This is a genomic window from Streptomyces sp. NPDC044704, from assembly GCF_056433525.1.
This window is the reverse complement of the sequence record NZ_JBWKGY010000014.1, coordinates 141,281-168,182: the sequence shown is the minus strand read 5'-3', so window position 1 is coordinate 168,182 and position 26,902 is coordinate 141,281. Positions and strand designations below refer to the sequence as shown.

Here is a 26,902-nt window from a genome sequence, read left to right as displayed (position 1 = left end):
TTGTAGGTGTTTCGAGGGAGGGGTGGACGCTGCGGGAGCGGGTGAAGACGGTCACCACGGTCAGCGGCCGGGGACGGGCGAGGAAAGTTCCGGAGGCGGACAGGACGAAGTCGTCGTGGTGGGGTTCGATGACGAGCACGGGCCGCCCGGACGGCTTGCGGGGCTCGATCCAGTACGGCGCGAGGGTCAGAGGCCTGGCCGCCATGGGTGGCACAGCCCCAAGGTGCGGGGGAGCGCCCGGCATGGGCGGGCTGCGGATTCTCCCCAGATTCTCCCCAGGGGGTCCTGCAGGCCACTTCTCGGCGTCCGCAGGAGCTAAGTTGATCAATGGTGCTACTGTGTGGTCTACAGCCAGTCGCGCTTCTTGAAGATCACGTACAGGCTCGTGCAGACCACCGCCATCAGCAGGATTGCGAAGGGGTAGCCCGCCGCCCAGTGCAGTTCTGGCATGGTCTCGAAGTTCATCCCGTAGATCGTTCCCACCAACGTGGGTGCAAAGAGGATGGCCGCCCACGAGGAGATCTTCTTGATCTCCTCGTTCTGTTCGAAGCCCGCTTCGGCCAGGGCGCGCATTTCCGCGTTCTGTTGCTGGGAGACCAGGGTGGCGTTGACCGTGAGGATTTCGGTGAGGGCCTGGCGGAAGCCGTCGACGCGTTCGCTGGTGTGGGTGACGTGGTCGGCGACGTCGCGGAGGTAGCGCTGGAGTTCCTCGTCGGTGCCGTACTTGGCGAAGCCGGCCATCAGGCCGTGGAGCATGCCGACCAGGGGGCGGGTGGCGCGCTGGAACTCGACCATCTCGCGGGAGAGTTCGTAGATGCGGCGCGAGACCTCGGGGTCGCCGCGGAAGACCTCGGTCTCGATCTCGTCGATGTCGGTCTGGACGCCCGCGACGACGGGTGCGTAGCCGTCGACCACCGCGTCGAGGATCGCGTACAGGGCGGCCTCCGGGCCGAGGGAGAGGAGTTCGGGGTTCTCCTCCATGCGGCGGCGGACGGAGGAGAGGTCGGGGGCGCCCCCGTGGCGGACGGTGATCAGGAAGTCCGGGCCGACGAAGACGTGCAGCTCGCCGAAGTCCACCTCCTCCAGGGCGTCCAGGTAGCGGGCCGCGCGCAGGACCACGAACAGGGTGTCGCCGTAGCGCTCCAGTTTGGGGCGCTGGTGGGCTTCCAGGGCGTCCTCGACGGCGAGTTCGTGGAGGTTGAACTCGCTGGCGAGGGAGTGGAGTTCCGTCTCGGTGGGGCGGTGCAGGCCGATCCAGGCCATGCCGTCCGGCTGTTCCCGGAGCCGGCGGAAGGTGTCGGCGAGGGTGGTGGGCGAGGCGACGCGCAGGCCGTCGCGGTAGACGGCGGAGTCGATCAGGCTGCGGTGGTCCGGGGGGACCGTGGCGGCGGGGGAGGGGCCGGCGGCGGCCGGAGGCGCGGCGGCCGGGGGAGTGGTACCGGGTGCCGACGGGCGGAGCCGGCCCGGGCGCTTCGCGGGCGGGGAGGGGCGGCGGTCTGGGCGCTCCGGCATCGCAGGTCAGCTCCCGGTCGAACGTACGTTTACGGGCAAGGGGCAGGATATAGGGCGAACCGGATGCGGGGGGCCGCGAGGGCCGCCTCCCCGCCACCCGTCCGTTCGAGTTGCGGACAGAAGTCGTCCGCAAGGGCGGATAGCTTGCTGTCATGGCCTCCAGGACGAAGAACCCGACCGGCGAGAGCGCGACGACCACCCCCGTGCTCGGCACCCGTGCGCTGAACCGTGCCACCCTCGCCCGCCAGCTGCTGCTGAGCCGCGCCGAGATGTCCGCGCGGGACGCCGTCGCCCACCTCCTCGGGCTCCAGGCCCAGAACGTCAAGCCCCCCTACTTCCAGCTCCACGCCCGCCTCGCCGGATTCCGGCCCGAGGAGCTCGCCGGGCTCATGGAGTCCCGCCAGGTGGTCCGTATGGTCACCATGCGCTCCACCATCCATACCCACACCGCGGACGACGCCCTCACCCTCCGCCCGCTCGTCCAGCCCGCCCGCGACCGGGAGGTCGCCTACTTCCGCAAGGGCCTCGTGGGCGTGGACCTGGACCTGCTCCGCGCACGCGCCCAGGACTTCGTCGAGGCCGGGCCCCGCACCATGGCCGAGATCCGCGAGGAGCTCCTCACCCACTGGCCCGCCGCCGACCCGCAGTCCCTGTCGGTCGCCGCCCGCTGCCTGCTCCCGCTCGTCCAGGTCACCCCGCGCGGCGTGTGGGGCCGCAGCGGGCAGGTCCGGCTCACCACCGCCGAACAGTGGATCTGCGAGAGCCCCGGCCCGGCGCAGCAGATCGACGACGTCGTGCTGCGCTACCTCGGCGCCTTCGGTCCGGCATCCGTCAAGGACATGCAGACCTGGGCCGGCCTCACCCGGCTGCGGGAAGCCTTCGAACGGCTCCGGCCGCGCCTGCTCACCTTCCGGGACGAGAACGGCACCGAACTGTTCGACCTCCCCGACGCACCCCGCCCCGACCCCGACACCCCCGCCCCGCCCCGCTTCCTGCCCGAGTTCGACAACCTGCTGCTCTCCCACGCCGACCGGTCCCGCGTCGTCGCCCCCGAGATCAAGGGCCGCACCTGGACCGGCAACCAGGCCCACTGCACCCTCCTGGTCGACGGCTTCCTCGCCGGACTGTGGCGCCTCGACGGCACGGGCCCGGACCCCGTCCTCACCGTCGAGCTGTTCGGTACGCAGTCCCGCGCACGGAAGGAAGAGATCGAGGCCGAAGGACGGACCCTGCTCACCGGGATGGCCGGCGGACCCGGATCCGTGCGCTTCGGGTCAATCCACGGCTGACGCCGCCCTGGTGGACCCCGCACCCGGCGCGGCACGATGCCTCTCATGACGGAGAACAGCGCCACCGACAGCTTCCTCGCCGCACGGGACTTCCTCCTCGCGCGCCGCGGGGACTACGACGCCGCCCACACCGGATTCACCTGGCCCCGCCCCGACCGCTTCAACTGGGCCCTCGACTGGTTCGACCGCATCGCGGCCGGAAACGACGCCGACGCGCTGCGCATCGTCGAGGAGGACGGCGCCGGCCGCAGCATCTCCTTCGAGGACCTCAGCGGCCGCTCCGCCGCGGCCGCGAACTGGCTCCGCGCCCAGGGCGTGGACGCCGGCGACCGGATCCTGGTCATGCTCGGCAACCAGGCCGAGCTGTGGGAGGTGATGCTCGCCGCGATGAAACTGCGCGCCGTCGTCATCCCCGCCACGCCCCTGCTCGGCCCCGCCGACCTGCGCGACCGGGTCGAGCGCGGCGCGGTCCGCCACGTCATCGCCCGCGCCGAGGACACCCCGAAGTTCGACGAGGTACCGGGCACCTACACCCGGATCGCGGCAGGACAGGACGTCCCCACCGGATGGCGGCGGCTGGAGGACCTGCGCGGCGCCGCCCGGGAATTCCGTCCGGACGGCGAGACCCTCGCCACCGACCCGCTGATGCTGTACTTCACCTCGGGCACCACCGACCGCCCCAAGCTGGTCGAGCACACCCACGCCTCGTACCCGATCGGGCACCTGTCCACCATGTACTGGCTCGGCCTGCGACCCGGCGACGTCCACCTCAACATCGCCTCGCCCGGCTGGGCCAAGCACGCCTGGTCCAACCTCTTCGCCCCCTGGAACGCCGGCGCCACCGTCTTCGTCCACAACTACGCCCGCTTCGACGCCGAACGGCTGATGGCCGAAATGGACCGGGCCGGAGTCACCACCTTCTGCGCCCCGCCCACCGTCTGGCGCATGCTGATCCAGTCCGACCTCACCCGGCTGCGCAAGCCCCCGCGCGAAGCCGTCGCCGCGGGCGAACCGCTGAACCCCGAGGTCATCGAGAAGGTCCGGCAGGCCTGGGGCCTGACCATCCGCGACGGCTTCGGCCAGACCGAGACCACCCTCCAGGTCGGCAACTTCCCCGGCGCCCCCGTCAAGCCCGGCTCCATGGGCCGCCCGGCACCCGGCTACACGATCGTGCTGCTGGACCCCGTCACCGGCGAGGAGTCCCCCGACGAGGGCGAGCTCTGCGTCGACCTGCGCCCCCGCCCCGCCGGAGTGATGACCGGCTACCGCGACGACCCGCAGCGCACCGCCGAAGCCATGGCGGACGGCCTCTACCGCACCGGGGACATCGCCTCGCGCGACGCCGACGGCTACCTCACCTACATCGGACGCGCCGACGACGTGTTCAAGGCCTCCGACTACAAGATCAGCCCGTTCGAGCTGGAGAGCGCCCTGCTGGAGCACGAGGCGGTCGCCGAGGCGGCCGTCGTACCGGCCCCGGACGCGCTGCGGCTCTCCGTACCGAAGGCGTACATCACCCTCGCCGCCGGCTGGGAGCCGGACAAGGAGACCGCCCGGGCGCTCTTCGAGCACTCCCGGGCGGTCCTCTCCCCGTACAAGCGGATCCGCCGCATCGAGTTCGCCGAGCTCCCCAAGACCGTGTCCGGCAAGATCCGCCGGGTGGAGCTGCGGGAGCTCACCGCCGCGGGTTCCGCGGAGGAGTACGACGAGGCCGACCTGCGCTGAGCGGGCGCACGCGGGCCGGGGGCCTCAGGCCGGCAGCTGCGCCTCGATCGCGGCGATGACCTCGGGGGCCTCGGGCTCGGTGCGGGGGCGGAAGCGCGCCACGACCTCGCCGGCGGGGGAGATCAGGAACTTCTCGAAGTTCCACTGGATGTCCCCCGCCTCGCCCTCGGCGTCCGCGGTCTTCACGAGCTCCCGGTACAGCGGGTGCCGGTTCTCCCCGTTGACCTCGGACTTCTCCAGCATCGGGAACGTCACGCCGAAACCGGCCGCGCAGAAGGTCTGGATGTCCTCCGCGTTGCCCGGCTCCTGGCCGCCGAACTGGTTGCAGGGCACGCCGATGACGGTGAACCCCTTCTCCTCGTACTTGAACTGCAGCCGGGCCAGGCCCGAGTACTGGGGGGTGAGCCCGCACTGCGAGGCGGTGTTCACCAGCAGGATCGCCTTGCCCTTGTGGGCCGCGAGGCTGGTCGGCTCGTCGTCAAGGGTGGTCAGCGGGATGTCGTACAGGCTCACAGGGCTCTCCTCAGCAGGCAGGGCGGCGGCAACAACAGCCTCCGAGCCTAGGCCCCCGTGCCCACGAGCGCGTCCGCCGGGTCGTTGACCGGCTGCGGCATGCCGGTCAGGTCCATCACGAACAACGGTATGCCCAGGTCGTCCGCACGGGTCCGGGCCTCCTCCGTGTAGCCCGCGAGCGAGAAGTAGACGCTGGTCGCGGAGGCCGTCAGCCCGTTCAGCCAGACGCACTCCACCGCCCGCAGCCCGGCCGGCGTCGTCGTCGGGTCCACCTGCGCGACCACCCCCGGCGCCCGCAGGTCGACCGCCGCCGAGGGGATCGGCAGCCCGTCCGGCTGGCGCACGTCCTGGAAACCGAGCCACCGCAGGTACAGCGCGGCCGTCGCCACCGCGTCCCGGGCCGTCCGGATGGTCACCGGCCGGAACGCCGGCCGCGGCACCGGGGTCCGCCCCGACGCGCTCGTACGCGACTCGGACCGCCCCGGAGCCCCGGCACCCCGACCGGCCCCGTCCGCCCGTACGCCGTCCCGCGCACCCGGCGCCCCGCCGCCCTCCGAGCCCTCCGGTGCGCCCGGCCCGGCCCCGGACGGGCCCTGCGGCTCCGCCTGCTCCGGCGGGTGGACCGGGAGCAGCACCACCGTCCCGCACGAGCCGCACCCGACCTCCGGGTGCGGCCACTCGCTCTCCCGCCCGCAGGCCCCGCAGCGCACGGCCACCCAGCTCTGCGACCAGGTGCGGTGCGTCAGCGGGAGCGGTGGCGAGGACAGGTCCAGTGGAGGCGTCACCGGACTCCCGCAGGCGCAGGGGAAGACCGGGCTGGTGTAGCCGTTCTCGCGCATGCACGCCGGGCAGCGCACCGGTACCGCTTCCGCCATGAGAAAAGGACCCCCTCGTCGCTGTGCGTGGGTCCATGCTCCACCACCCGCGACCACGGGGGCGTGCGAGCCCTCGGATTCCACCGGAATCGCGCCGAAGACCCGGCCATTTGTGCAACTCACCGAAAGAGATGCGGCTTTTGGTGGGTTCCGGGGTGACCCACCGCCTTGACGTGCGCGAAGCCGCCGCTTAGCTTGTTCCGTATAGCAGAACAAAACTTCCGGATTACGGAAAAGCCTGACCGTCGGACCCGCAGGAGAACTCGATGCCCCGTATGACAGCCGCCGCCGCTGCAGTGGAGATCCTCAAGCTCGAGGGCGTTTCGCAAGCCTTCGGCGTGCCCGGCGCAGCGATCAACCCGTTCTACCGGGAGCTCAAGAACGTGGGCGGCATCAGCCACACGCTGGCCCGCCACGTCGAGGGCGCCTCGCACATGGCCGAGGGATACACGCGTGCCAAGGCGGGGAACATCGGTGTCTGCATCGGTACCTCCGGCCCCGCCGGCACCGACATGATCACCGGCCTGTACTCGGCGATCGCCGACTCCATCCCGATCCTGTGCATCACCGGTCAGGCTCCGGTCTCGAAGCTCCACAAGGAGGACTTCCAGGCCGTCGACATCGCCTCGATCGCCAAGCCCGTCACCAAGGCCGCGACCACGGTCCTGGAGGCCGCGCAGGTCCCCGGCGTGTTCCAGCAGGCCTTCCACCTGATGCGCTCCGGCCGTCCGGGCCCGGTCCTGATCGACCTCCCGATCGACGTCCAGCTGACCGAGATCGAGTTCGACCCGGAGACCTACCAGCCGCTGCCGGTCTACAAGCCGCAGGCCTCCCGCGCGCAGGCCGCCAAGGCCATCCAGTTCCTGCTGGAGTCCGAGCGTCCGCTGATCGTCGCCGGTGGCGGCATCATCAACGCCGACGCCTCCGACCTGCTGGTCGAGTTCGCCGAGCTGATCAACGTCCCCGTCATCTCCACCCTCATGGGCTGGGGCACCATCCCGGACGACCACGAGCTGGCGGCCGGCATGGTCGGTGTCCAGACCGCGCACCGCTACGGCAACGCGACGTTCCTGGAGTCGGACTTCGTCCTCGGCATCGGCAACCGCTGGGCCAACCGCCACACCGGCTACAACATGGACGCCTACACCAAGGGCCGCAAGTTCGTCCACGTCGACATCGAGCCCACCCAGATCGGCAAGATCTTCGCCCCGGACTTCGGCATCGCCTCCGACGCCAAGGTCGCGCTGGAGCTCTTCATCGAGGTTGCCAAGGAGCTCAAGGCCGAGGGCAAGCTGCCGGACTTCTCCGCCTGGACCGCCTCCGCGCAGGAGCGCAAGGCCACCCTGCAGCGCCGTACGCACTTCGACAACATCCCCCTGAAGCCGCAGCGCGTCTACGAGGAGATGAACAAGGCCTTCGGCCCGGAGACCCGCTACGTCACCACCATCGGCCTCTCCCAGATCGCGGCCGCGCAGTTCCTGCACGTCTACCGCCCGCGCAACTGGATCAACTGCGGCCAGGCCGGCCCCCTCGGCTGGACCATCCCGGCCGCGATCGGTGCCGCCACCGCGGACCCGGAGACCCCGATCGTCGCGCTCTCGGGCGACTACGACTTCCAGTTCATGATCGAGGAGCTGGCGGTCGCCGCCCAGCACAAGGTCCCCTACGTCCACGTCCTCGTGAACAACGCCTACCTGGGCCTGATCCGTCAGGCGCAGGGCAACCTGGGCATCAACTTCGAGGTCAACCTCGAGTTCGAGAACATCAACACCCCCGAGCTGGGCGTCTACGGCGTCGACCACGTCAAGGTCGCCGAGGGCCTGGGCGTCAAGGCCATCCGCGTCACCGACCCGGACAAGCTGGGCGAGGCCTTCGAGGAGGCCAAGAAGCTGGCGCAGGAGTTCCAGGTCCCGGTCGTCGTCGAGGCCATCCTGGAGCGCATCACCAACATCGCGATGAGCAAGACGGTCGACATGAGCGACGTCACCGAGTTCGAAGAGCTCGCGACCGAGCCGGGTCACGCCCCGACCGCGATCCTCCCGCTGACCGTCTGACCGGTCCGGCAGCGCCGAACGGCCCCCGTCCCTCCCCCCGGAGGGGCGGGGGCCGTCCCGCGTCCGCGGACCTTTCCGGTCACGGCACTAGTGCCGTGGCCGGGAAGGTGTGCCGGGTCGCGGCGTCCGGTGCGGTGCATCTCAAGGCGGAGGGCCGCGGTTCGTACTGGACGTACCTCCGTGGTCCGACAACGCGGAGAGGTGCCGTGCCGGGCGTCGCGACCCGGTGGACATTTCCGGTCACGGCGCTAGCCGGGGTGCGGCCCCAGTTCCGCGTCCACGGCGCCCTCCAGCAGGGTGCGGGCCCGTTCCAGGCTCAGGGAGCCGCTCAGCCAGCGCTCGCTGAGCCCCTCCACCAGGGCGGTGAGCCGCTCCGCGGCGTCCAGCGGCACCGCCCGGAGGTCGGCCAGGCCGGCCGTCTGGGCGTCCGCCACGGCGTCGGCGGTGTCCTGGGTCCAGCTGCGGGTGGACTCGGCCAGGGGCTCGCGCAGGTCGGTGTCGAAGATGGCGCTGGCTCGCAGCTCGCCCCAGGCGATGCTGTTCTCGCGGACGCGCGGGACCTCCTGGAGCTCGCCGAGCAGCAGCTGGAGCAGTACCGCACGGGCGTCCTCGGTGTCCTCCAGGGCCTCGTCGGTGTAGCCGGTGGCGCGGTCGCTGATGAAGGCGAGCGTCCGCTGGACCAGGCCGGCGCGATCCTTGAAGTGGTAGTAGATCAGGGCGGTGGAGACCCCCGCCTCGGCCGCGAGCTCCTCGACGCGCAGGCCTCTGACCCCGTTGCGCGCGATCACCCGTACGGCTGCTTCCAAGATCAACGCTTGTCGGTCGGCCACTCTTGCTCGCACCTTTCGGTCGTTCACCCCTTGACTGACCTTTCAGTCAGGACCCACGATAGTCCCCACCGTGCCCCCTGACCGGATTTTCAGCCGCCTGTCCTTCTGACTGAAATTTCAGTCAGGAAGACTCCCGCACACCACGGCCCGGGACCACACACCCGCACACCCGCACACCCGCACCCGAGGAGCTCTCCGATGAACCCGCGCATGCCGGCCGAATGGACCGAACACGAGGCCTGCCTCATGGCCTGGCCGACCCGCCGCGAACTGTGGGGCCCGGCCTTCGAGGCGGCCAAGCGCGAGTACGCGGCGGTCGCCCGCGCCATCTCCGCCTTCGAGCCCGTCCTCATGACCGCCGCCCCCGGCCTGGCCGACGAGGCCCGGGCCGCATGCGGCGCCGACGCCCCCGGCGGCGAGGGTGCCACCGGCCGCGAGGAGGCGTCCGGCACTCACCCCATCGAGGTCATCGAACTGCCCATCGACGACTCCTGGCTGCGCGACTCGGGCCCGATCTTCGCCCACGCCGCGGACGGCACCCGCGTCGGCGTCGACTTCCGCTTCAACGCCTGGGGCGAGAAGCACCACCCCTGGACCGCCGACGACAAGTTCGCCGCGCTCCTCCTGGACCGGCTCCGCATCCCCCGCGTCCACTCCTCGATGGTCCTCGAAGGCGGCGCCCTGACCGTCGACGGCGAGGGAACCCTGATCACCACCGAGCAGTGCCTCCTGCACCCCAACCGCAACCCCCGCATGAGCCGCGCCGAGATCGAGGACGAGCTCAAGCGCCGCCTCGGCATCGAGAAGATCATCTGGCTCCCGTACGGCGGCCTGGAGGACACCGAGACCGACGGGCACGTCGACGGCGTCGCCGCCTTCGTCGCCCCCGCCACGGTGGTGGTCTCCCTCCCCGACGACCCCGCCCACCCCGACCACGCCCGGATGCGCGCCAACCTCGCCGTCCTGGAGGCCTCCACCGACGCCCGGGGCCGGAGGCTGGAGGTCATAGCCGTCCCGCAGACCTCCCGCGGCGAGGTGGAGGGCGTCCCGATCGAGATCGGCTACCTGAACTTCTACCTCGCCAACGGCGGCTGCGTGGTCCCCGTCGCCGGCACCCCGCGCGACGAGGAGGCGCTCGCCGTGCTCGCCGCCGCCCTGCCCGGCCGCAAGGTCGTCGGCGTACCGGCCCCCGTCCTCGCCTACGGCGGCGGCGGTGTCCACTGCATCACCCAGCAGCTCCCGAAGGAGGCCCGCGCGTGACCCCGTACGCACTCCTCACCTCCCACGGCTCCCCGCTCGGCTCCCCGGCCCGCACGGAACCCGCCGAGCGCGGCATGCTGCGCGTCGGCCTCGTCCAGACGCGCTGGTACCCCGACGCGAACGAGCACGACGACCGGATCCGCGAGGGCGTCGCCCTGGCCGCCGCACAGGGCGCCACGGTGGTCTGCCTGCCCGAACTCACCCGCAGCCCCTACTTCTGCACCACCGACGACCCGATGGCCGACGGCGCCGCACGCCACCTGGAGGACCTCGACACGGGACCCACCGTCCGGCTGGCCGGCGAGCTCGCCACGGACCTCGGCGTCACCGTCCACGCCTCCCTCTACGAGCGCGCCGAGGACGGCGGCCTCGGCTACAACACCGCCGTCTGCGTCGGCCCGGACGGCAAGCTCATCGCCCGGACCCGCAAGAACCACATCCCGGCCTTCCCCGGCTACCGCGAGGACCTCTGCTTCCGCCCCGGTGACAGCGGGTTCCCCGTCGTCTCCCACGAAGGCGCCCGCTTCGGCTTCCCCACCTGCTGGGACGAGTGGTTCCCCGAACTCGCCCGCGCCTACGCCCTGCACGGCGCCGAGATCCTCGTCCACCCCACCGCCATCGGCTCCGAGGTCGGCCTCCCGGACTTCGACACCCGGCCGATGTGGGAACACGCCATCACCGCCAACGGCCTCGCCAACGCCCTCTTCATGATCGTCCCCAACCGGGTGGGCACCGAGGGCCGTTCCACCTTCTACGGCTCGTCCTTCATCTCCGACCCCTACGGCCGAGTCGTGCTGCGCGCCCCCCGCGACCGGCCCGCCGTCCTCGTCGCCGACCTCGACCTCGACCAGCGCCGCGACTGGCTGGCGTTCGGCCTCCTCCAGACCCGCCGCCCCGAGCTCTACGGACAGCTCACCGAGCCGCTGGCGTAGGGGCCTCCCGCGCCGGGAGCACCGCACGGCGGGAACGACGAAGCCCCCCGAACGGCAAAGCCCCCCGAACGGCAAAGCCCCGGGAACGACAAAGCGCCGGGTCACGGGACCGTCCGTGACTCGGCGCTCTGGCTGGTACCGCCCGACGGAGCGAGGCTGGCGCGACAGGACGTTCGCACCGCCGGGCGGAGTTGTCGGGGGGAGGTGGTCCCGCGCACGGAGGGGACGCTGTGCGTGTCCCCTATATGCGCGGGAGATGGCTGGGACCGTGGCGGGCGGGCGACGAGAACTCCGGCGTCGTCTCCCTCAGGTCAAGAGACGGGCCTCGGAACCCATTACCACCGCACTGGCTCGCTCGCTCGCCACGGTCCTCGTCCGGCCCTCACCGCGTACCACCCCTCATCCGGGTCCACGGGTCGGGCTCAGTACCCGGGGCCTGACCTCCCGTCAGGCCCCCGGTACAGCTGTGTGGCTCAGGCGTCGCGCAGGGCGCGGACGGCCTCCTCGACGCGCTTGCCGTAGTCGGCGTCGGCGGCGTGGAAGTGAGCCAGGTTCTTCTCGATGACGTCTTCCAGGGTGACCTGGGAGAGACCGCCGGCGATGTTCGCCACCAGACGCTCCTTCTCGGCCTCCGACATCAGGCGGTAGAGCTCACCGGCCTGGAAGAAGTTGTCGTCCTTGGTGTGGGCCGGGGCCTCGTGGGTGCCCGTGTAGCCGGAGACGGCCTTGGGGGCGCCCAGCGCCAGACCGGTCTCGGCCGGACCCTGGTACGAGTTGGGCTCGTAGTTCTTGTCGCGGCGCGAGCCGTTGCGCAGCGCCATGACGCCGTCGCGGCCGTAGTTGTCGGCCGTGGTGGCCTTCGGGGCGTTGACCGGCAGCAGGGTGTGGTTCACACCGAGGCGGTAGCGCTGGGCGTCGGCGTACGCGAAGAGACGGCCCTGGAGCATCTTGTCCGGCGAGGCGGTGATGCCCGGGACGAAGTTGTTCGGGGAGAACGCGGACTGCTCGACCTCGGCGAAGACGTTGTCCGGGTTGCGGTCGAGGACCAGACGGCCCACGCGCTGCAGCGGGTAGTCGCTGTGCGGCCACACCTTGGTGAGGTCGAACGGGTTGAAGCGGTAGTCCGCGGCCTCGGCGGCGGGCATGATCTGGACGTAGAGGGTCCAGCTCGGGTTCACACCGCGCTCGATGGCCTGGAGCAGGTCGGTCTGGTGCGAGTTCGCGTCCTTGCCGACGAGCTCGGCGGCCTGCTCGCCCGACAGGCAGCGGATGCCCTGGTTCGTCTTGAAGTGGTACTTGACGAAGAAGGCCTCGCCCTGGGCGTTGGTCCACTGGTAGGTGTGGGAGCCGTAGCCGTTCATGTGGCGGTAGGACGCGGGTATGCCGCGGTCACCCATCAGCCAGGTGATCTGGTGCGTCGCCTCGGGGGCGTGCGCCCAGAAGTCCCAGACGTTGTCCGGCTCCTGCTTGCCCGTGAAGGGGTCGCGCTTCTGGGAGTGGATGAAGTCGGGGAACTTGATCGGGTCCTTGATGAAGAACACCGGGGTGTTGTTGCCGACGAGGTCGTAGTTGCCCTCTTCGGTGTAGAACTTCAGCGCGAAGCCGCGGGGGTCGCGGACCGCGTCCGCGCCACCGAGCGAGTCCGCCACGGTGGAGAACCGCAGGAAGGTCTCGGTCTTCTTGCCGACCGTGTTCAGGAACGCGGCGCTGGTGTACGCGGTGACGTCGTCGGTCACCTCGAAGTGGCCGTACGCCGCCGAGCCGCGGGCGTGCACCACGCGCTCCGGGATGCGCTCACGGTTGAACCGGGCAAGCTTCTCGAGGAGCTGCTGGTCCTGGACCAGGAGCGGGCCACCGACGCCGGCGGTGGCGGAGTTCTGATTGTCGGCGACCGGGGCGCCGGACTCGGTCGTCAGCGTGCGCTTCGACATGGTGACCTTCCGTACGGGTAACTGCTGACGGAAAGCGTCTTCCGTCATGCGGAACAGCCTAATTTCGGCGAGAACTAAACGTCAACAGTTTGTTGAACAAAGATTGAGGAGAGGAAATCCGGACGGTGCCGGCGCTTGGGCGCGACAGGACAGGTGTCAGCACCGGCACCATCCGGAAACTCAGGGCCCCGTGAGGGGAGGGGTACTCAGATCTGGATCAGAACCGGATCAGATCTGGGCGCCGGAGAGGCGCTCGACCGCGCGGAGCAGCGCGGAGTGGTCCAGACCGCCGTCACCCTGGGCGCGCAGCGAGGCGACGAGCTGGGCGACGACCGCGCCGACCGGGAGGGCCGCACCGACGTTGCGGGCGGCGTCGGTGACGATGCCCATGTCCTTGTGGTGCAGGTCGATCCGGAAACCGGGCTTGAAGTCGCGGTTCAGGAAGTTGTCCTTCTTGCGGGTCAGGACCGTGGAGCCGGCCAGACCGCCGTTGAGGACGTCCAGGGCGGCGGTGAGGTTCACGCCCGACTTCTCGAGGAAGACGACGGCCTCGGCGCAGGCCTGGATGTTCACCGCGACGATGAGCTGGTTGGCGGCCTTCACCGTCTGGCCGGAGCCGTGCGGACCGCACAGGACGATGGTCTTGCCGAGGGCCTGGAGGACCGGCAGGGCCTCGTCGAAGTCGGCCTGCTCGCCACCCACCATGATCGACAGGACGGCCTCGATGGCACCGGCCTCGCCGCCGGACACCGGGGCGTCGATGACGCGGATGCCCTTCTCGGCGGCGTTCTTCGCGAGGTCGATCGAGGTCTGCGGGGTGATCGACGACATGTCGACGATCAGCGCGCCGGACTTCGCGTTCTCCAGGATGCCGTTCTCACCGTAGGAGATGGCCTCGACCTGCGGGGAGGCGGGCACCATCGTGATGATGACGTCGGCGTCCTTGACGGCCTCGGCGATCGAGCCGGCCGCGCTGCCGCCGGCGGCGGCGAGGCGGTCGAGCTTGTCCTGCTCCAGGGTGAAGCCGGTGACCGAGTAGCCGGCCTTCAGGAGGTTCTCGGCCATGGGGGAGCCCATGATTCCGAGACCGATCCAGGCGATCTTGGGGAGGTTGCTCATGATGAGGGTCCTTCTCTTAATGCTTTGTACGAAAAGTGCGGGGGGTGCCTGGCTGATCGCCTGGACTTTGTCCGCCTATCGGGCGGCGCGGGCCTCGGCCGGCAGCCACTCGAAGGACGCGGCGGCGTCGGCCGCCTTGTACTCGAGGCCTACGTAGCCCTCGTATCCGGCCTTCTTCAGCTGGTCCAGGAGCGCCTCGAGGGGCAGCTCGCCGGTGCCGGGGGCACCGCGTCCCGGCTTGTCCGCGATCTGGACGTGGCCGGTCTTGGCGGCGTACTTTTCGATGACCTCGGAGAGGTCCTCATCGTTCATCGCCAGGTGGTACAGGTCGAGCAGGAACTTGGCGTTCCCGAGGCCGGTGGCCTCGTTGACCTTGTCCACGACCTCGATGCCGGCCGGTGCGCTCACCAGGGGGTAGAGCGGCGACTCGGGCTTGTTGAGGGTCTCGATCAGGAGGATCGCGCCGACGCGGTCCGCGGCCTGAGCGGCCACGACCAGGTTCTTCAGGGCGAGCTCGTCCTGGACGGCGGGGTCCACGCCTTCGACGCGGTTGCCGTACAGGGCGTTCAGCGCCTTGCAGCCCACCGAGGCGGCGAAGTCCGCCGCGACGTTGATGTTGGCGTTGAAGCGGTCCGACTCCTCACCGGGTACCGAGACCGCACCGCGGTCCGGTCCCGGCAGCTGTCCGGCGTAGAAGTTCAGGCCCACCAGCTGGGTGCCGGCGTCCTCAAGAGCCTTCTTGAGGGCGTCGAGTTCCGCTTGAGCGGGGGTGGGGGTCTCGATCCAGGGCCACCACAGCTCGACCGCCGTGAAGCCCGCCGCGGCGGCAGCCGCGGGACGCTCCAGAAGCGGGAGTTCCGTGAAGAGGATCGACAGGTTCACATCGAAGCGCTGGTCCGTGTATCCCATGAGGGGTGTGCGCTCCTTCCGTATTGCGGAAGTTATTTTCTGCTTGATGGAAGACTGCATGGGCTTGCGCGCGGATGTCAAGTGCGGACTCTCGAAAAATCCTGACCGCGCAGTAGGTTGACCTGCGTGCGATTGAGAGTGGAGTTCACGACCGAGCCCTTCGACCTCGAAGAGGCCCCCGCCCATGCCGTGGCCGCTCGCGAGGTCATCCAGAGGGCGCAGCTGGACGCGGTGGACGTCGGCCCGTTCGGCAACACCGCCGAGGGCGAGTCCGACCGGGTGCTGAGCGCGGTGGCCGCGCTGCTGCGCGACTCCCTGGAGGCCGGCGCCACGCGCGTCTCGCTCCAGGTGAACGTGATCCGGGAGGAGACCCCGTGACCGAGCCCCGTGACCACCCGTTCGTCGCCGCGGTCAAGCCCCTGGTGGACGCGATGGGCGGCGAGCTGATGGATCCGGCCCTGGCGCAGCCGGACGACGTGGTCTTGACCTGGGAGGGCCAGGAGCTGCTGGCGGTGCGGCTGCCCCAGCTCTCCGACTCGCTGGACCACATCCTGGCGGCCCTGGAACGCCGGCACGGCGTACCGTTGGCCCAGCTGGACCGGAAGTCCAAGCAGGACGTGGTGCGGATACTCGAGGCGCGCGGTGCCTTTTCCGTCCGGCACGGCGTGGAAACGGTCGCGGGAGCCCTCGGTGTAAGCCGCTTCACGGTCTACAACTACCTGAACAGGGATTCCGCCACCCCGAAAGGGCCGAAGAGCAGCCAAGAGTGAAGGACGAGTCACCGCTGGTGACGAGCCGCCGCCCAATTCACCCGGGCGGCGGCTTTTGTGTACGGGAAGTTTCAACAAAGTGTTGACGCCGTGTTGTCGAGGGCGTTAGCTATGCGCAGCCCGTCTAAGCAACAACAGGCCACGGAGGCCTACCGTGACTTCGAGTCCGACCCCGGGTCTCACCCGGTTCAACGCCTTGGATGACAGCGAGGCCACGGCCGAGCTGCACGAGGTGTGCGCCAGCTCGGCGTGGGGCGGCAAGCTCCTCGCCCAGCGCCCCTTCGCCACCGCCGACGCCCTGTTCGCCGCGAACGAATCCGCCATGGCGGAGCTCACCGCGGAGGACCTGGGCGAGGCGATGGGCGGCCACGCGCCGATCGGCCGGCCGAAGCCGGGGGACCCGACCTCCGCCCGCGAGCAGCGTGGCATGGCCGGTGCCTCGGAGGAGCTCAAGACCGAGCTCCTCGAACTGAACCTGGCCTACCAGGAGAAGTTCGGCCACGTCTTCCTCATCTGTGCCACCGGTGCGACCGGTGAGTTCATGCGGGACGCGGTCAAGGTCCGGATCGACAACTCGCCGGAGCAGGAGCGGGAAATCGCCCGCGGCGAGCTCGTCAAGATCAACAAGATCCGCCTGACCCGACTCGTAGAAGGAGAGTGACCATGAGCACGGCAACCACCGCGTCGGTGTCCACTCACATCCTGGACACCAGCATCGGCAAGCCCGCCGAGGGCGTCGCCATCTCCCTGTCGGCCCGTACGGGTCTCGACGGCGAGTGGGCGGCCCTGGGCGGATCCGCCACCGATGCGGACGGGCGCTGCAAGGACCTGCCGGCGCTGCCGGAGGGCACCACCCACGTGCGTCTCGACTTCGAGACCGAGACGTACTTCTCCAAGAAGCAAGCCGAGGCGCAGCAGGACGCCCCCCGCGTAAGGGACAGCGGTGCGTTCTTCCCCGAGGTCACCATCACCTTTGCGGTGAACCCGGGCGAGCACTACCACGTACCGCTGCTGCTCAACCCGTTCGGCTACTCCGTTTACCGAGGGAGCTAGCATGGCCACGATTCTCGGCCAGAACCAGTACGGCAAAGCAGAGAACCGCGTCGTCAAGATCACGCGGGACGGCGACACCCACCACATCAAGGACCTGAACGTCTCGGTCGCCCTCTCCGGCGACATGGACGACGTCCACTACTCCGGCTCGAACGCCAACGTGCTGCCGACGGACACCACCAAGAACACGGTGTACGCCTTCGCGAAGGAATACGGCATCGAGTCCGCCGAGCAGTTCGGCATCCACCTGGCGCGCTGGTTCGTCAACAGCCAGGAGCCGATCCAGAAGGCGCGCATCCGGATCGAGGAGTACTCCTGGTCCCGGATCGCCACCTCGGACGCCAACTCCAAGTTCATCGGCTCCGACGAGGTGAACCACTCCTTCGTCCGCAACGGCGGCGAGACCCGCGTCACCCAGATCACGTACGACGGCAAGAACTGGGAGGTCATCTCCGGCCTCAAGGACCTCGTCGTCATGAACTCCACGAACTCCGAGTTCTGGGGTTACGTGAAGGACAAGTACACGACGCTGAAGGAGGCCTACGACCGCATCCTGGCGACCCAGGTTTCGGCTCGCTGGCGCTTCGCCTGGTCCGATGACGAGCAGCGGATGCCCAACTGGGAGAAGTCCTACGCCGAGACCCGCAAGCACATGCTCCAGGCCTTCGCGGAGACCTACTCCCTCTCGCTGCAGCAGACCCTGTACCAGATGGGTTCGCGCATCATCAACCACCGTTCGGAGATCGACGAGGTCCGCTTCTCGCTTCCGAACAAGCACCACTTCCTCGTCGACCTGGAGCCCTTCGGGCTCAAGAACGACAACGAGGTCTACTTCGCCGCCGACCGCCCGTACGGTCTGATCGAGGCGACGGTTCTCCGCGACGGCGTTGACGCCCGTATCCCCGTGGACATGACCAACCTCTGAGCGCGGCACGCGCGTCCCGGGGCTCCGCAGTGGCCCCGGGGCGCGCGACACTCTTCAACTTCCTGAATCGGCACCCGGACGCAACACACGGGGCGGCAGTACTGTCAGCTGCCAAGGCCCCCGGCTCCGGCACTCAAATCCCCTGGGTTTTGCCGTGCCCGCACCGCCACTGAAAGCACGAGGAAGTCCCATGGCAGCATCGGCAGCCCCTGACAGCGCCGTCGAGCGCATCGTCATCGAGAACTGTGCGATTGCGACCGTCGACGCCAACGACACCGAGTACGCCTCGGGTCACATCGTCGTCGCCGGCAACAAGATCGAGTCCATCGGCGCGGGCAAGGCCCCCGAGAACCTCGAGAACGTAGTCCGCCGCATCGACGGCACCGGGCACCTCGTGACTCCCGGTCTGGTCAACACGCACCACCACTTCTACCAGTGGATCACGCGTGGCCTGGCCACCGACCACAACCTCTTCAACTGGCTGGTCTCGCTGTACCCGACCTGGGCGCGCATCGACGAGCAGATGACGTACTCGGCCGCGCAGGGCTCCCTCGCCGCGATGGCCAAGGGTGGCGTCACCACCGCGATGGACCACCACTACGTCTTCCCCAAGGGCTCCGGCGACCTGTCCGGCTCGATCATCCGCGCCGCGTCCGAGATGGGTGTCCGCTTCACCCTCGCCCGCGGTTCGATGGACCGCAGCGAGAAGGACGGCGGCCTGCCGCCGGACCACGCCGTCGAGACCCTCGAAGGCGCGCTCTCCGACACCGAGGCGACCGTCAAGAAGTACCACGACGCCTCCTTCGACTCGATGACCCAGGTCGCCGTCGCCCCCTGCTCCCCCTTCTCGGTCTCCACCGAACTGCTCAAGCAGGGCGCCGAGCTGGCCCGCCGCCTGGGTGTGCGCCTGCACACGCACGGCTCCGAGACCGTCGAGGAAGAGCAGTTCTGCAAGGAACTGTTCGGCATGGGCCCGACCGACTACTTCGAGTCGACCGGCTGGCTCGGCGAGGACGTGTGGATGGCGCACAGCGTCCACATGAACGACTCCGACATCGCCGCGTTCGCCCGCACCAAGACCGGTGTCGCGCACTGCCCGTCCTCCAACGCCCGTCTGGCCGCCGGCATCGCCCGCGTCCCGGACATGCTGGCCGCCGGCGTACCGGTGGGCCTCGGCGTGGACGGCACCGCCTCCAACGAGTCCGGCGAGCTGCACACCGAGCTGCGCAACGCGCTGCTGATCAACCGCCTGAACCCGGTCCACCGCGAGCGCGCCCTCAACGCGCGCCAGGCCCTGCGCCTCGGTACCTACGGTGGCGCCCAGGTCCTCGGCCGCGCCGACAACATCGGCTCGCTTGAGGTCGGCAAGTGCGCCGACCTCGTCCTGTGGAACCTGAACACCTTCCTGCACTCCTCGATCGCCGACCCGGTCACCGCGCTGGTCTTCGGTGCGGCGGCCCCGGTGACGGCCTCGTTCGTCAACGGCAAGCAGATCGTCGAGAACAACCGACTGCTCTTCGCCGACGAGGACGCCATCGCGGTGTCCACGCGGGAAGAGGCCCAGCGCCTCGCGCGGATCTCCGCGCAGGCCTGATCCCCCGGAGTCCGGTCGGGGGGGACGGCCCCCGGCCGGCGGCCGCGGACCCGAGCGGGGTCCGCGGCAGCCGTTCCCGGGACGCGCCCGAGGAGAGATCCGAGGGCGCCCCCGGGGCCGGTGACCCGTGACGGCTGCCCCGCAGCACTCGTCCCGCGCCACTGCCACGGCACCACCAGCTCCAGCGCAGCACCCCTCGTGGAACCGGTTTTTGGGCGAATCGTTTCCGCACCCCTTGGGACCCGCATTCGGCACGACCCCACAACTGAAGACAGGCTCGACCAGCACGCTTTCGCACCACCTCCAAGACACCCACGTCCCTGCCGACGTGTTTAACCGACCGGAGGAAGCCGTGGCCGCAACGCCCAGGTTTCGCAAAGATGCAGTCGCAGTACCGGAGGAGAAGCACCCGGTCGACGAGACCTTGCCCCCGCTGAAGATGTTCACGAGCGGCCTCCAGCACGTGGCCGCCATGTACGCGGGTGTCGTCGCACCGCCCATGATCGTCGGCCCCGCCGTCGGTCTCTCCGCCACCGAGACCGCCTTCCTGATGGGCGCCTCCCTCTTCACCGCAGGCCTGGCCACCCTCCTCCAGACCCTCGGGTTCTGGAAGATCGGCGCCAAACTCCCCTTCGTCAACGGCGTCTCCTTCGCCGGCGTGACCCCGATGATCGCCATCGGCAAGGGGGAGGGGGACAACGCCATCCCCGTCATCTTCGGCGCGATCATCGTCGCCGGACTCGTGGGCTTCCTCGCCGCCCCCTACTTCGGCAAGCTCGTCCGCTTCTTCCCGCCCGTCGTCACCGGCACCGTCATCACGCTGATCGGCGTGTCACTGCTCCCGGTGGCGTTCAACTGGTCGCAGGGCGGGAACAGCACCGCCTCCGACTACGGCTCGATGCAGAACATCGGCATGGCCGCCCTCACCCTGGCGATCGTCCTGCTGATGCGGAAGTTCCTGCGCGGCTTCCTCCAGCAGATCTCCATCCTGCTCGGCCTGATCGCGGGCACGCTCATCGCGATACCGCTGAACATGACCAGCTTCGACGCCATCCGCAACGCGGACCTCGTCGGCTTCCCCACCCCCTTCCACTTCGGCGCCCCCCAGTTCCAGGTCGCCGCCATCATCTCGATGTGCATCGTCATGCTCGTCTGCATGACGGAGTCCACCGCCGACATCCTGGCCCTCGGCAAGATCGTCGGCCGGCCGGCGGACGCGAAGACCATCGAGGGCGGCCTGCGCGCCGACACCCTCGGCAGCGCCATCAGCCCGCTGTTCAACGGCTTCATGTGCAGCGCCTTCGCCCAGAACATCGGCCTGGTCGCGATGACCAAGGTGCGCAGCCGCTTCGTGGTCGCCGCGGGCGGCGGCATCCTGATCCTGCTCGGCCTGTGTCCGGTGGCCGCCTCCGTCATCGGGGTCGTGCCGCTGCCCGTCCTCGGCGGCGCCGGCATCGTCCTCTTCGGCTCGGTCGCGGCGAGCGGCATCCAGACCCTGGCCGGCGCGGCCATGGAGCGGGGCGAGAACGCGCTGATCGTCGCCGCCTCCGTCGGCATCGGCCTGATCCCGATCGCCGCGCCGGAGTTCTACCACGCCTTCCCCAAGGACCTCCTCGTCGTCCTCGACTCCGGCATCAGCACCGGATGCGTCGTCGCGATCGTCCTCAACCTGGCCTTCAACCACCTCGGCTCCAGGAAGGGCGCCGCCTCCGAACAGGCCCCGGAACCCGCCTTCGTGCACTGACGCGGGACCCCGGCACGGGGAGCGACGGTACCGGGACCACCGGCACCGCGGCCCCACCCGACCGGCGTGCGGCGGTGCGTACGTCACCCACTGCGGGTGTGACGTGCGCACCGCCGCACGCGTACGCGCGCCGCCCGGCCCCCGCCCCGCAGCAGCGCACGCCCCCGGCGCCCGGACGCACAAGCGGCCGTCGTCGCCGCAGCTCTGGGGCCCGGGAAGACCCGCGGTGCGCACGGTGCGCCCGGGCCCGGAGTTCCCTCCCCGAACCCGCGTGCAGCGTCAAGGACGCGGAAAGACATCGCATGAGCACGTGGTCCCCCCCACCCCCGGGGCCCGCGCGCCGCCCGCTCGTCCCCACCCCTCTGAGCAGACAGGTGGCACAGCGATGGCAGATCTTCCGCAGCTCTGGATGCGCAACGAGACCCGGCCCACCGAACGGCGCGCCCCGCTCACCCCCGACGACGCCGGACGCCTCGTCCGGCAGGGCGTACGCGTCACCGTGGAGGACTCCGCGCACCGGGTCTTCCCCCTCGACGACTACCTGGCCGCCGGCTGCCGCGCCGCCCCGGCCGGCTCCTGGGCCGAGGCCGCGCCCGGGTCGGCGTACGTCCTCGGACTGAAGGAACTCCCGCCCGCGCCCGAGCGCCTGCACCACCGGCACGTGTACTTCGGGCACGCCTACAAGGGCCAGGCCCAGGCGCCCGGCCTGCTGAGGCGCTTCGCGGCCGGCGGCGGAACCCTGCTCGACCTGGAGTACCTCGCCGACGCGCAGGGCCGTCGCCTGGCCGCCTTCGGCTACTGGGCGGGCTACGCGGGCGCCGCCCTTGCCGCACTGCACGCCCGCGGCCGGCTCGCGGCCCCGCTCGTGCCCCAGGCCCGCGCCGAACTCGACGCCCGCCTCCGCGCCTCCGCGCCCGACGGGTTACGGGCCCTGGTGATCGGAGCCGGCGGCCGCAGCGGACGCGGCGCCTGCGACGCCCTCGCCGCGGCCGGAATCCCCGTCACCCGCTGGGGCCGTGCCGCGACGGGCCGGCTGGACAAGGCCGCGCTGCTGGAGCACGACATCCTGGTCAACGCGGTGCTCACGACCCGGCCCGTGGCGCCCTTCCTGACCCCGGACGACCTGGAGGCCGGGGCCCGCAGGCTCTCGGTCATCGCCGACATCACCTGTGACACGGGATCCGAGCTGCACCTGCTGCCCGTGTACGACGAACTCACCGACTGGACGGTCCCGGCCCGGCGCCTGCGCGGCGGGAACCGCCCGCTGGACGTGATCGCCATCGACAACCTGCCGTCCCTGCTCCCGGCCGAGGCCGCCCGCGACTTCTCCGCGGACCTGCTGCCCAAACTCCGCGACCTGCACACCACCTCGGCGGACCCGGACTGGCTCCGCTGCCGCGCCGCCTTCGCCACGGCCCTGGCCGCCCTGCCGGGCCAACCGGGCGCCGCGCAGGGAAGGTTCGAGGTGGCGACGTAGGCCCGGCCGCGGGCGTCGCTGCGGGAGGAGCGGAGCGGGCCGCCGTGGACCGGCCACGGCGGCCCGCTCGTTCGCGCCCCGCGGGCGTCGGGCGACGTCCCCACGGGGTGATCGCGGCTACGGGGCGGGCGTCAGGTACATCCCGCTGTGGTCGCCCCCGGCCGTGTTCTTGCAGCTGACGCCCGAGCCGGCGGGCTGGGCGACGGCCAGTGCCAGGCAGCGCCCGGCTGCCAGCTGTCCGAAGTGGTTCGGGTGCATGGACTCCTGGATCAGGCCCTGCGACTCGTTGTTGTCGATCCAGCGCGCCCATTCGCTCGTCTTCGCCGAGGCCGGGACCGAGGAGCTGACCTGCTTGCTGGCCTTCGCGCACACCTCGCGCCCCTGCATCATGTCCCGCAGGTCGAGGAACTGGGCGCCCTTGGCGGCGGCGACGGCCTTGAGGCGGTTCGAGATCTGGGGTACGAGGGAGTCCCGCGCCCAGTCCGAGTCCCGGTTCCAGAAGGGGCAGCCGCCGGTGTTGAGCCGGCTCCAGTCGCTCTGGGTGTACCGGTTCTCCGCGCCGCGCGGGATCGGCGACGGGTACGACTGGAGCACGATGCGGTACGAGGAGTCCGCGTACCCGGCCGCGCGCATCACGGCGCGGATCTCGTCGACGGACTTGCCGACGTCCGCCATGACCCCGTCCATCTTCGCGTCGACGCCCTCCTGCTGGTCGTCGTGGCAGTAGGAGCCCCAGAGCACGAAGTCGTAGGCGCAGTCCTTGATGATGTCGGCGAAGCCCAGGTCGTTCCCGCCGACGGAGAGGGCGATGATCTTCACGTTGTTGCTCGCGGCCACCGCCGCGAGCCGGTCGGCCTGCGGGGCCTCGCCGTTCTGGGACACGCCGCCGTTCGAGGCCCGGAAGACGTTCCGGGAGACCGCTCCGGAGCAGGCCAGGTTCACGGCCGTCTCGGCGATCGCGCCCGCGCTGAACACCTCGGCCGAGTCCGAGCGGTGACAGCCGCCCGCCGTGGCGCCGTAGACCTTGGAGGGATCGTAGGAACTGCCGCTGACCCACGCCCGGTCGGTGCCGTTCCTGCTCCCGCTGTTGGTCAGGCTGTTGCCCTTCCAGCGTCCGGCCTCGCCGGAGATGTAGCTGTCGCCCATGGACACCACGGCGGTGGGTCCCGTGCCCGGTCCGGGCCGGGGGCCTGCCGCCGAGGTGCCGGCGCCGGCGGCGATCAGTGCGCCGGCGACGGCCGAGACGGCCACCGCGGCCCTGACGGGCCGTCGCACCCGGCCGCCGTTCCTGCTCTTGCTGGCGTTGCGGAATCCGATCACTGCGGAACTCCTGCGGTAGGCCACGCCGGAGACGGCAAGAACTCCGGTGCGTGGCTGGGGAAGTGGGGGATACCGCCGGCCGGTGGCTTTCGGAAAGGTGACATGCCGACGGTTGTTACCGCTAGGTAGCCGCAGATTACGATGGAGTAACGACCGACCGGTCGTTCGGGCCGGTGGATTCCGCTTGTCCGTCCGGACTCCGGTCCGCGGCCGCCGGGCCGTTCCGGCCGGGGCCGAAAACGCCTCCGCCCCCGGCGCCTTGGGGGCGACGGGGGCGGAGGCGGTGTTCCGGCTGCTGTGCGTGACAGCCGAAGCGGTGGTCAGCCGATGAGCTGGTCGTACGCGGGGAGGGTGAGGAAGTCCGCGTAGTCGGCGTCCAGGGAGACCTGGAGGAGCAGGTCGTGGGCCTGCTGCCACTTGCCGGCCGCGAAGGCCTCCTCGCCGACCTCGGCGCGGATGGCGGCGAGTTCCTCGGCGGCGATCTCGCGGGTCAGCTCGGCGGTGGCCGTCTTGCCGTTCTCGAAGACGACTCCGGCGTTGATCCACTGCCAGATCTGCGAGCGGGAGATCTCGGCGGTGGCGGCGTCCTCCATGAGGCCGAAGATGCCGACGGCGCCGAGGCCGCGCAGCCACGCCTCGATGTAACGGGTGCCGACCTGGACCGCGTTGCGCAGGCCCTCGTACGTCGGCTTCGCGTCCAGGGAGTCGATCGCGATCAGCTCGCCGGGGGCGACCGAGACGTCCTCGCGGAGGCGGTCCTTCTGGTTCGGCTTGTCGCCCAGGACGGCGTCGAAGGAGGCCATCGCGATCGGGACCAGGTCGGGGTGGGCGACCCAGGAGCCGTCGAAGCCGTCGCCGGCCTCACGGTCCTTGTCGGCCTTGACCTTCTCGAAGGCCACCTTGTTCACCTCGGCGTCCTTGCGGGACGGGATGAAGGCCGCCATGCCGCCGATCGCGTGCGCGCCGCGCTTGTGGCAGGTGCGGACCAGCAGTTCGGTGTACGCCCGCATGAAGGGGGCGGTCATGGTCACCGCGTTGCGGTCCGGCAGGACGAACTTCTCGCCGCCGTCGCGGAAGTTCTTCACGATGGAGAACAGGTAGTCCCAGCGGCCCGCGTTCAGGCCCGCCGCGTGGTCCTTGAGCTCGAAGAGGATCTCTTCCATCTCGTAGGCCGCGGTGATGGTCTCGATGAGGACGGTCGCGCGGACGGTGCCCTGCGGGATGCCGACGTAGTCCTGGGCGAAGACGAAGATCTCGTTCCAGAGGCGGGCCTCCAGGTGCGACTCCGTCTTCGGCAGGTAGAAGTACGGGCCCTTGCCGAGGCCGATCAGGCGCTGCGCGTTGTGGAAGAAGTACAGGCCGAAGTCCACGAGCGAGCCGGAGGCCGGGCCGCCCTCGAAGCGGAGGTGGCGCTCCTCCAGGTGCCAGCCGCGCGGCCGCATCACGACGGTGGCGAGCTGGTCGGCGGGCTTCAGCGCGTACGCCTTGCCCGTGCGCGGGTCGGTGAAGTCGATGCGGCGCTCGTAGGCGTCGATGAGATTGAGCTGGCCGAGGACGACGTTCTCCCAGGTGGGAGCCGAGGCGTCCTCGAAGTCGGCGAGCCAGACCTTGGCGCCCGAGTTCAGGGCGTTGATGGTCATCTTGCGGTCCGTCGGACCGGTGATCTCCACGCGGCGGTCGTTCAGCGCGGCCGGGGCCGGCGCGACCTTCCAGTCGCCCTCGCGGACCTGTGCGGTGTCCGGGAGGAAGTCGAGGGTGGAGGTCCGGGCGATCTCGGCGCGCCGCTCGCCGCGTCGGGCGAGGAGCTCCGCGCGGCGGGGGACGAACCGCCGGTGGAGCTCGGCCACGAAGGCGAGGGCCGCTTCGGTGAGGACTTCGTCCTGCCGGGGCAGGGGCTCGGCGTCGACGATGGCCAGCGGGGACGGCGCTGGTGCGGACATATCTGTCACTCCTTCAGCGGCGGTGCCTGGCGGCCGCGGGGGAATGCTCGCGCGAGACGGCACGCAGTGCCGTCGGGTGTGGAGAGTTCCGGAATACGGTCGCGGGCGCCGTCTGGGGGTTCAGGGCGCTTCTGACCAGTGGATAGTAATTTCCTCATGGTGGAAGTTCAATGGTTTGTTGATGTCGAGATTCTCTGAGTCGACAGATTCAGCCTGCCGGTGGCCCTCGGTGCCACCTCGGTCACGCCCCGCGCAGGCCCTCCTCCGGCCCGCTCCCGGCCAGTCGTGCCAGGTCGGGAGGGGTGTCGATGTCGAAGTCCACCGCGACGTCCCCGCACTCCACCAGGACGACCTCCTTCGCGTGTTCCCTCAGATGGACGCGCGCACCCCGGTCGCCGGTCGCCGTCCGCACGATGTCCGCCCAGCGGTCCGCCCCGAAAAGGACCGGATGCCCGCGTTCCCCGCCGTACGCGGCCGCTGCCAGGCTCGTGGGGGAGCGGTACGCCTCCCGGACCCGGGTCACCGCCGCGGCGCCGATGCCGGGCTGGTCCACCAGGGACACCAGGGCCGCGCGGGCCCCCGTACCGGCCAGCGAACCGAGGCCGACCCGCAGGGAGGAGCCCATGCCCTCCTCCCAGTCCGGGTTGTCCACCACCACGCAGCCCGTCAGGTCGGCCCGCTCGCGGACCTCGGCCGCCGAGGCCCCGAGCACCACGTGGACCGGACCGCAGCCTGCCTCGCGCAGCACGCGCACCGCGTTCTCCACGAGCGGGCGGCCCCGGTAGGTCAGGAGGGCCTTGGGGTGTCCGCCGAGACGGCGCCCGCCGCCGGCGGCCAGGAGCAGCCCCGCGACCACCGGTCCCTCCCCGGCGTGCGGGGTGGCTACTGCGGCAGCGGACGGGTCGGTGAGGCGTTCGGGTGCTGACATGGCAACGATTCTCGCGCCTTCGAGGCCCGCCGCGGGCGCCCCGCCAGGGCGCGTCCGACGGCGGCCAGCGCGGCGCCGATCCGTAGCGGCTCGGAGATCCGGTTCTCGAAGGCGGCCGCCATGGCCCGCTCGTCACGGTCGGTGAACACCTGCTCGTACATATCGGCTTCTCCTTGCCAATCGGGGTCCAATGAGGCGAGTC

The 26,902-nt window shown here is 70.4% G+C and carries 24 protein-coding genes; 13 read left to right on the top strand and 11 right to left on the bottom strand.

Annotated features, from left to right (window positions below; all coding sequences use genetic code 11):
* Positions 1–345: 345 nt before the first annotated feature.
* Positions 346–1,512, bottom strand: a complete 1,167-nt coding sequence (locus AC07B0_RS29145) for a magnesium and cobalt transport protein CorA (protein ID WP_478899243.1) — start codon at positions 1,510–1,512, stop codon at positions 346–348.
* A gap of 152 nt (positions 1,513–1,664) precedes the next feature.
* On the opposite strand from AC07B0_RS29145, the gene AC07B0_RS29140 reads away from it, so the two are divergent.
* Together AC07B0_RS29140 and AC07B0_RS29135 are read left to right on the top strand one after the other, a co-directional pair.
* Positions 1,665–2,801: a winged helix DNA-binding domain-containing protein gene (locus tag AC07B0_RS29140; RefSeq protein ID WP_478899241.1), complete on the top strand. Its 1,137-nt coding sequence runs from the start codon at positions 1,665–1,667 to the stop codon at positions 2,799–2,801.
* 45 nt (positions 2,802–2,846) lie between these two features.
* Positions 2,847–4,526 carry an AMP-binding protein gene (locus AC07B0_RS29135; protein ID WP_469382330.1) on the top strand — a complete coding sequence of 560 codons (1,680 nt, stop codon included), beginning with the start codon at positions 2,847–2,849 and terminating at the stop codon, positions 4,524–4,526.
* Positions 4,527–4,550: 24 nt separating this feature from the next.
* Here AC07B0_RS29135 and AC07B0_RS29130 read toward each other — a convergent pair whose 3' ends face one another.
* Positions 4,551–5,039, bottom strand: a complete 489-nt coding sequence (locus AC07B0_RS29130; protein ID WP_356876402.1) for a glutathione peroxidase — start codon at positions 5,037–5,039, stop codon at positions 4,551–4,553.
* A gap of 47 nt (positions 5,040–5,086) precedes the next feature.
* On the bottom strand, positions 5,087–5,914 hold the full coding sequence (locus AC07B0_RS29125; protein ID WP_478899239.1) for a hypothetical protein: 828 nt from the start codon (positions 5,912–5,914) through the stop codon (positions 5,087–5,089).
* A gap of 266 nt (positions 5,915–6,180) precedes the next feature.
* On the opposite strand from AC07B0_RS29125, the gene gcl reads away from it, so the two are divergent.
* A complete protein-coding gene (gene gcl / locus AC07B0_RS29120; RefSeq protein ID WP_356876398.1) occupies positions 6,181–7,968 on the top strand; it encodes a glyoxylate carboligase in 1,788 nt (595 codons plus the stop codon).
* Positions 7,969–8,216: 248 nt separating this feature from the next.
* Here gcl and AC07B0_RS29115 read toward each other — a convergent pair whose 3' ends face one another.
* Positions 8,217–8,798 (bottom strand): TetR/AcrR family transcriptional regulator, encoded by a 582-nt coding sequence (locus tag AC07B0_RS29115; protein WP_469382333.1) that lies wholly within the window; start codon positions 8,796–8,798, stop codon positions 8,217–8,219.
* A gap of 198 nt (positions 8,799–8,996) precedes the next feature.
* Here AC07B0_RS29115 and AC07B0_RS29110 point away from each other — a divergent pair, with 198 nt between their 5' ends.
* Positions 8,997–10,058, top strand: coding sequence for an agmatine deiminase family protein (locus tag AC07B0_RS29110; RefSeq protein ID WP_478899238.1), 1,062 nt, complete (start codon positions 8,997–8,999; stop codon positions 10,056–10,058).
* Positions 10,055–10,990, top strand: coding sequence for a nitrilase-related carbon-nitrogen hydrolase (locus AC07B0_RS29105; RefSeq protein WP_478899236.1), 936 nt, complete (start codon positions 10,055–10,057; stop codon positions 10,988–10,990). The genes AC07B0_RS29110 and AC07B0_RS29105 overlap by 4 nt, the downstream gene beginning before the upstream one ends.
* 473 nt (positions 10,991–11,463) lie before the next feature.
* Here the strand turns inward: AC07B0_RS29105 and AC07B0_RS29100 are convergent, their stop codons facing one another.
* From AC07B0_RS29100 to AC07B0_RS29090, 3 genes are all read right to left on the bottom strand, one after another.
* Positions 11,464–12,921, bottom strand: coding sequence for a catalase (locus AC07B0_RS29100; RefSeq protein WP_478899273.1), 1,458 nt, complete (start codon positions 12,919–12,921; stop codon positions 11,464–11,466).
* Positions 12,922–13,149: 228 nt separating this feature from the next.
* The gene (locus AC07B0_RS29095; protein ID WP_356876390.1) at positions 13,150–14,040 is read right to left on the bottom strand and encodes a 2-hydroxy-3-oxopropionate reductase; all 891 of its coding nucleotides are present in this window, start codon (positions 14,038–14,040) and stop codon (positions 13,150–13,152) included.
* Between the two features lie 75 nt (positions 14,041–14,115).
* Positions 14,116–14,949 (bottom strand): TIM barrel protein, encoded by an 834-nt coding sequence (locus AC07B0_RS29090; protein WP_356876388.1) that lies wholly within the window; start codon positions 14,947–14,949, stop codon positions 14,116–14,118.
* Between the two features lie 126 nt (positions 14,950–15,075).
* Between AC07B0_RS29090 and AC07B0_RS29085 the strand changes: the two genes are divergently transcribed.
* The 8 genes from AC07B0_RS29085 (at position 15,076) to AC07B0_RS29050 (ending at position 22,512) form a co-directional block, all read left to right on the top strand.
* Positions 15,076–15,327: a thiamine-binding protein gene (locus AC07B0_RS29085; RefSeq protein ID WP_356876386.1), complete on the top strand. Its 252-nt coding sequence runs from the start codon at positions 15,076–15,078 to the stop codon at positions 15,325–15,327.
* A complete protein-coding gene (locus AC07B0_RS29080; RefSeq protein ID WP_356876384.1) occupies positions 15,324–15,719 on the top strand; it encodes a helix-turn-helix domain-containing protein in 396 nt (131 codons plus the stop codon). Before AC07B0_RS29085 ends, AC07B0_RS29080 begins: the two co-directional genes overlap by 4 nt.
* A 154-nt stretch (positions 15,720–15,873) precedes the next feature.
* A complete protein-coding gene (gene uraD / locus AC07B0_RS29075; protein ID WP_478899234.1) occupies positions 15,874–16,380 on the top strand; it encodes a 2-oxo-4-hydroxy-4-carboxy-5-ureidoimidazoline decarboxylase in 507 nt (168 codons plus the stop codon).
* 2 nt (positions 16,381–16,382) lie between these two features.
* Entirely contained in the window at positions 16,383–16,772 is a 390-nt protein-coding gene (gene uraH, locus AC07B0_RS29070) for a hydroxyisourate hydrolase (protein WP_281204049.1), read from the top strand.
* Position 16,773: 1 nt separating this feature from the next.
* On the top strand, positions 16,774–17,697 hold the full coding sequence (pucL, locus tag AC07B0_RS29065) for a factor-independent urate hydroxylase (RefSeq protein WP_356876379.1): 924 nt from the start codon (positions 16,774–16,776) through the stop codon (positions 17,695–17,697).
* Positions 17,698–17,887: 190 nt separating this feature from the next.
* Positions 17,888–19,291, top strand: a complete 1,404-nt coding sequence (locus AC07B0_RS29060; protein WP_356876377.1) for an 8-oxoguanine deaminase — start codon at positions 17,888–17,890, stop codon at positions 19,289–19,291.
* 352 nt (positions 19,292–19,643) lie between these two features.
* Positions 19,644–21,035 (top strand): nucleobase:cation symporter-2 family protein, encoded by a 1,392-nt coding sequence (locus tag AC07B0_RS29055; protein WP_356876375.1) that lies wholly within the window; start codon positions 19,644–19,646, stop codon positions 21,033–21,035.
* A gap of 385 nt (positions 21,036–21,420) precedes the next feature.
* Positions 21,421–22,512 carry a Rossmann-fold NAD(P)-binding domain-containing protein gene (locus tag AC07B0_RS29050; RefSeq protein WP_356876373.1) on the top strand — a complete coding sequence of 364 codons (1,092 nt, stop codon included), beginning with the start codon at positions 21,421–21,423 and terminating at the stop codon, positions 22,510–22,512.
* Positions 22,513–22,629: 117 nt separating this feature from the next.
* On the opposite strand, the gene AC07B0_RS29045 is transcribed toward AC07B0_RS29050, so the two are convergent.
* The 4 genes from AC07B0_RS29045 to AC07B0_RS29030 all read right to left on the bottom strand — a co-directional run bounded on the left by AC07B0_RS29045 (position 22,630) and on the right by AC07B0_RS29030 (position 26,861).
* The gene (locus tag AC07B0_RS29045) at positions 22,630–23,832 is read right to left on the bottom strand and encodes a GDSL-type esterase/lipase family protein (protein ID WP_356876371.1); all 1,203 of its coding nucleotides are present in this window, start codon (positions 23,830–23,832) and stop codon (positions 22,630–22,632) included.
* 320 nt (positions 23,833–24,152) lie between these two features.
* Positions 24,153–25,772 carry a malate synthase A gene (aceB, locus tag AC07B0_RS29040; RefSeq protein ID WP_478899233.1) on the bottom strand — a complete coding sequence of 540 codons (1,620 nt, stop codon included), beginning with the start codon at positions 25,770–25,772 and terminating at the stop codon, positions 24,153–24,155.
* Positions 25,773–26,013: 241 nt separating this feature from the next.
* Positions 26,014–26,700 carry a nucleotidyltransferase family protein gene (locus tag AC07B0_RS29035; RefSeq protein ID WP_478899231.1) on the bottom strand — a complete coding sequence of 229 codons (687 nt, stop codon included), beginning with the start codon at positions 26,698–26,700 and terminating at the stop codon, positions 26,014–26,016.
* Entirely contained in the window at positions 26,655–26,861 is a 207-nt protein-coding gene (locus AC07B0_RS29030) for a hypothetical protein (protein ID WP_478899230.1), read from the bottom strand. Before AC07B0_RS29030 ends, AC07B0_RS29035 begins: the two co-directional genes overlap by 46 nt.
* Positions 26,862–26,902 lie beyond the last annotated feature (41 nt).

Bases quoted from the DNA above. Each gene is read 5' to 3' on its own strand.
- AC07B0_RS29145 (WP_478899243.1), bottom strand. From the start codon at position 1,512: ATGCCGGAGCGCCCAGACCGCCGCCCCTCCCCGCCCGCGAAGCGCCCG.
- AC07B0_RS29110 (WP_478899238.1), top strand. From the start codon at position 8,997: ATGAACCCGCGCATGCCGGCCGAATGGACCGAACACGAGGCCTGCCTC.
- AC07B0_RS29095 (WP_356876390.1), bottom strand. From the start codon at position 14,040: ATGAGCAACCTCCCCAAGATCGCCTGGATCGGTCTCGGAATCATGGGC.
- AC07B0_RS29100 (WP_478899273.1), bottom strand. From the start codon at position 12,921: ATGTCGAAGCGCACGCTGACGACCGAGTCCGGCGCCCCGGTCGCCGAC.
- AC07B0_RS29135 (WP_469382330.1), top strand. From the start codon at position 2,847: ATGACGGAGAACAGCGCCACCGACAGCTTCCTCGCCGCACGGGACTTC.
- AC07B0_RS29050 (WP_356876373.1), top strand. From the start codon at position 21,421: ATGGCAGATCTTCCGCAGCTCTGGATGCGCAACGAGACCCGGCCCACC.
- pucL (WP_356876379.1), top strand. From the start codon at position 16,774: ATGGCCACGATTCTCGGCCAGAACCAGTACGGCAAAGCAGAGAACCGC.
- AC07B0_RS29090 (WP_356876388.1), bottom strand. From the start codon at position 14,949: ATGGGATACACGGACCAGCGCTTCGATGTGAACCTGTCGATCCTCTTC.
- AC07B0_RS29060 (WP_356876377.1), top strand. From the start codon at position 17,888: ATGGCAGCATCGGCAGCCCCTGACAGCGCCGTCGAGCGCATCGTCATC.
- AC07B0_RS29125 (WP_478899239.1), bottom strand. From the start codon at position 5,914: ATGGCGGAAGCGGTACCGGTGCGCTGCCCGGCGTGCATGCGCGAGAAC.
- AC07B0_RS29140 (WP_478899241.1), top strand. From the start codon at position 1,665: ATGGCCTCCAGGACGAAGAACCCGACCGGCGAGAGCGCGACGACCACC.
- AC07B0_RS29030 (WP_478899230.1), bottom strand. From the start codon at position 26,861: ATGTACGAGCAGGTGTTCACCGACCGTGACGAGCGGGCCATGGCGGCC.
- AC07B0_RS29035 (WP_478899231.1), bottom strand. From the start codon at position 26,700: ATGTCAGCACCCGAACGCCTCACCGACCCGTCCGCTGCCGCAGTAGCC.
- uraH (WP_281204049.1), top strand. From the start codon at position 16,383: ATGAGCACGGCAACCACCGCGTCGGTGTCCACTCACATCCTGGACACC.
- gcl (WP_356876398.1), top strand. From the start codon at position 6,181: ATGCCCCGTATGACAGCCGCCGCCGCTGCAGTGGAGATCCTCAAGCTC.
- aceB (WP_478899233.1), bottom strand. From the start codon at position 25,772: ATGTCCGCACCAGCGCCGTCCCCGCTGGCCATCGTCGACGCCGAGCCC.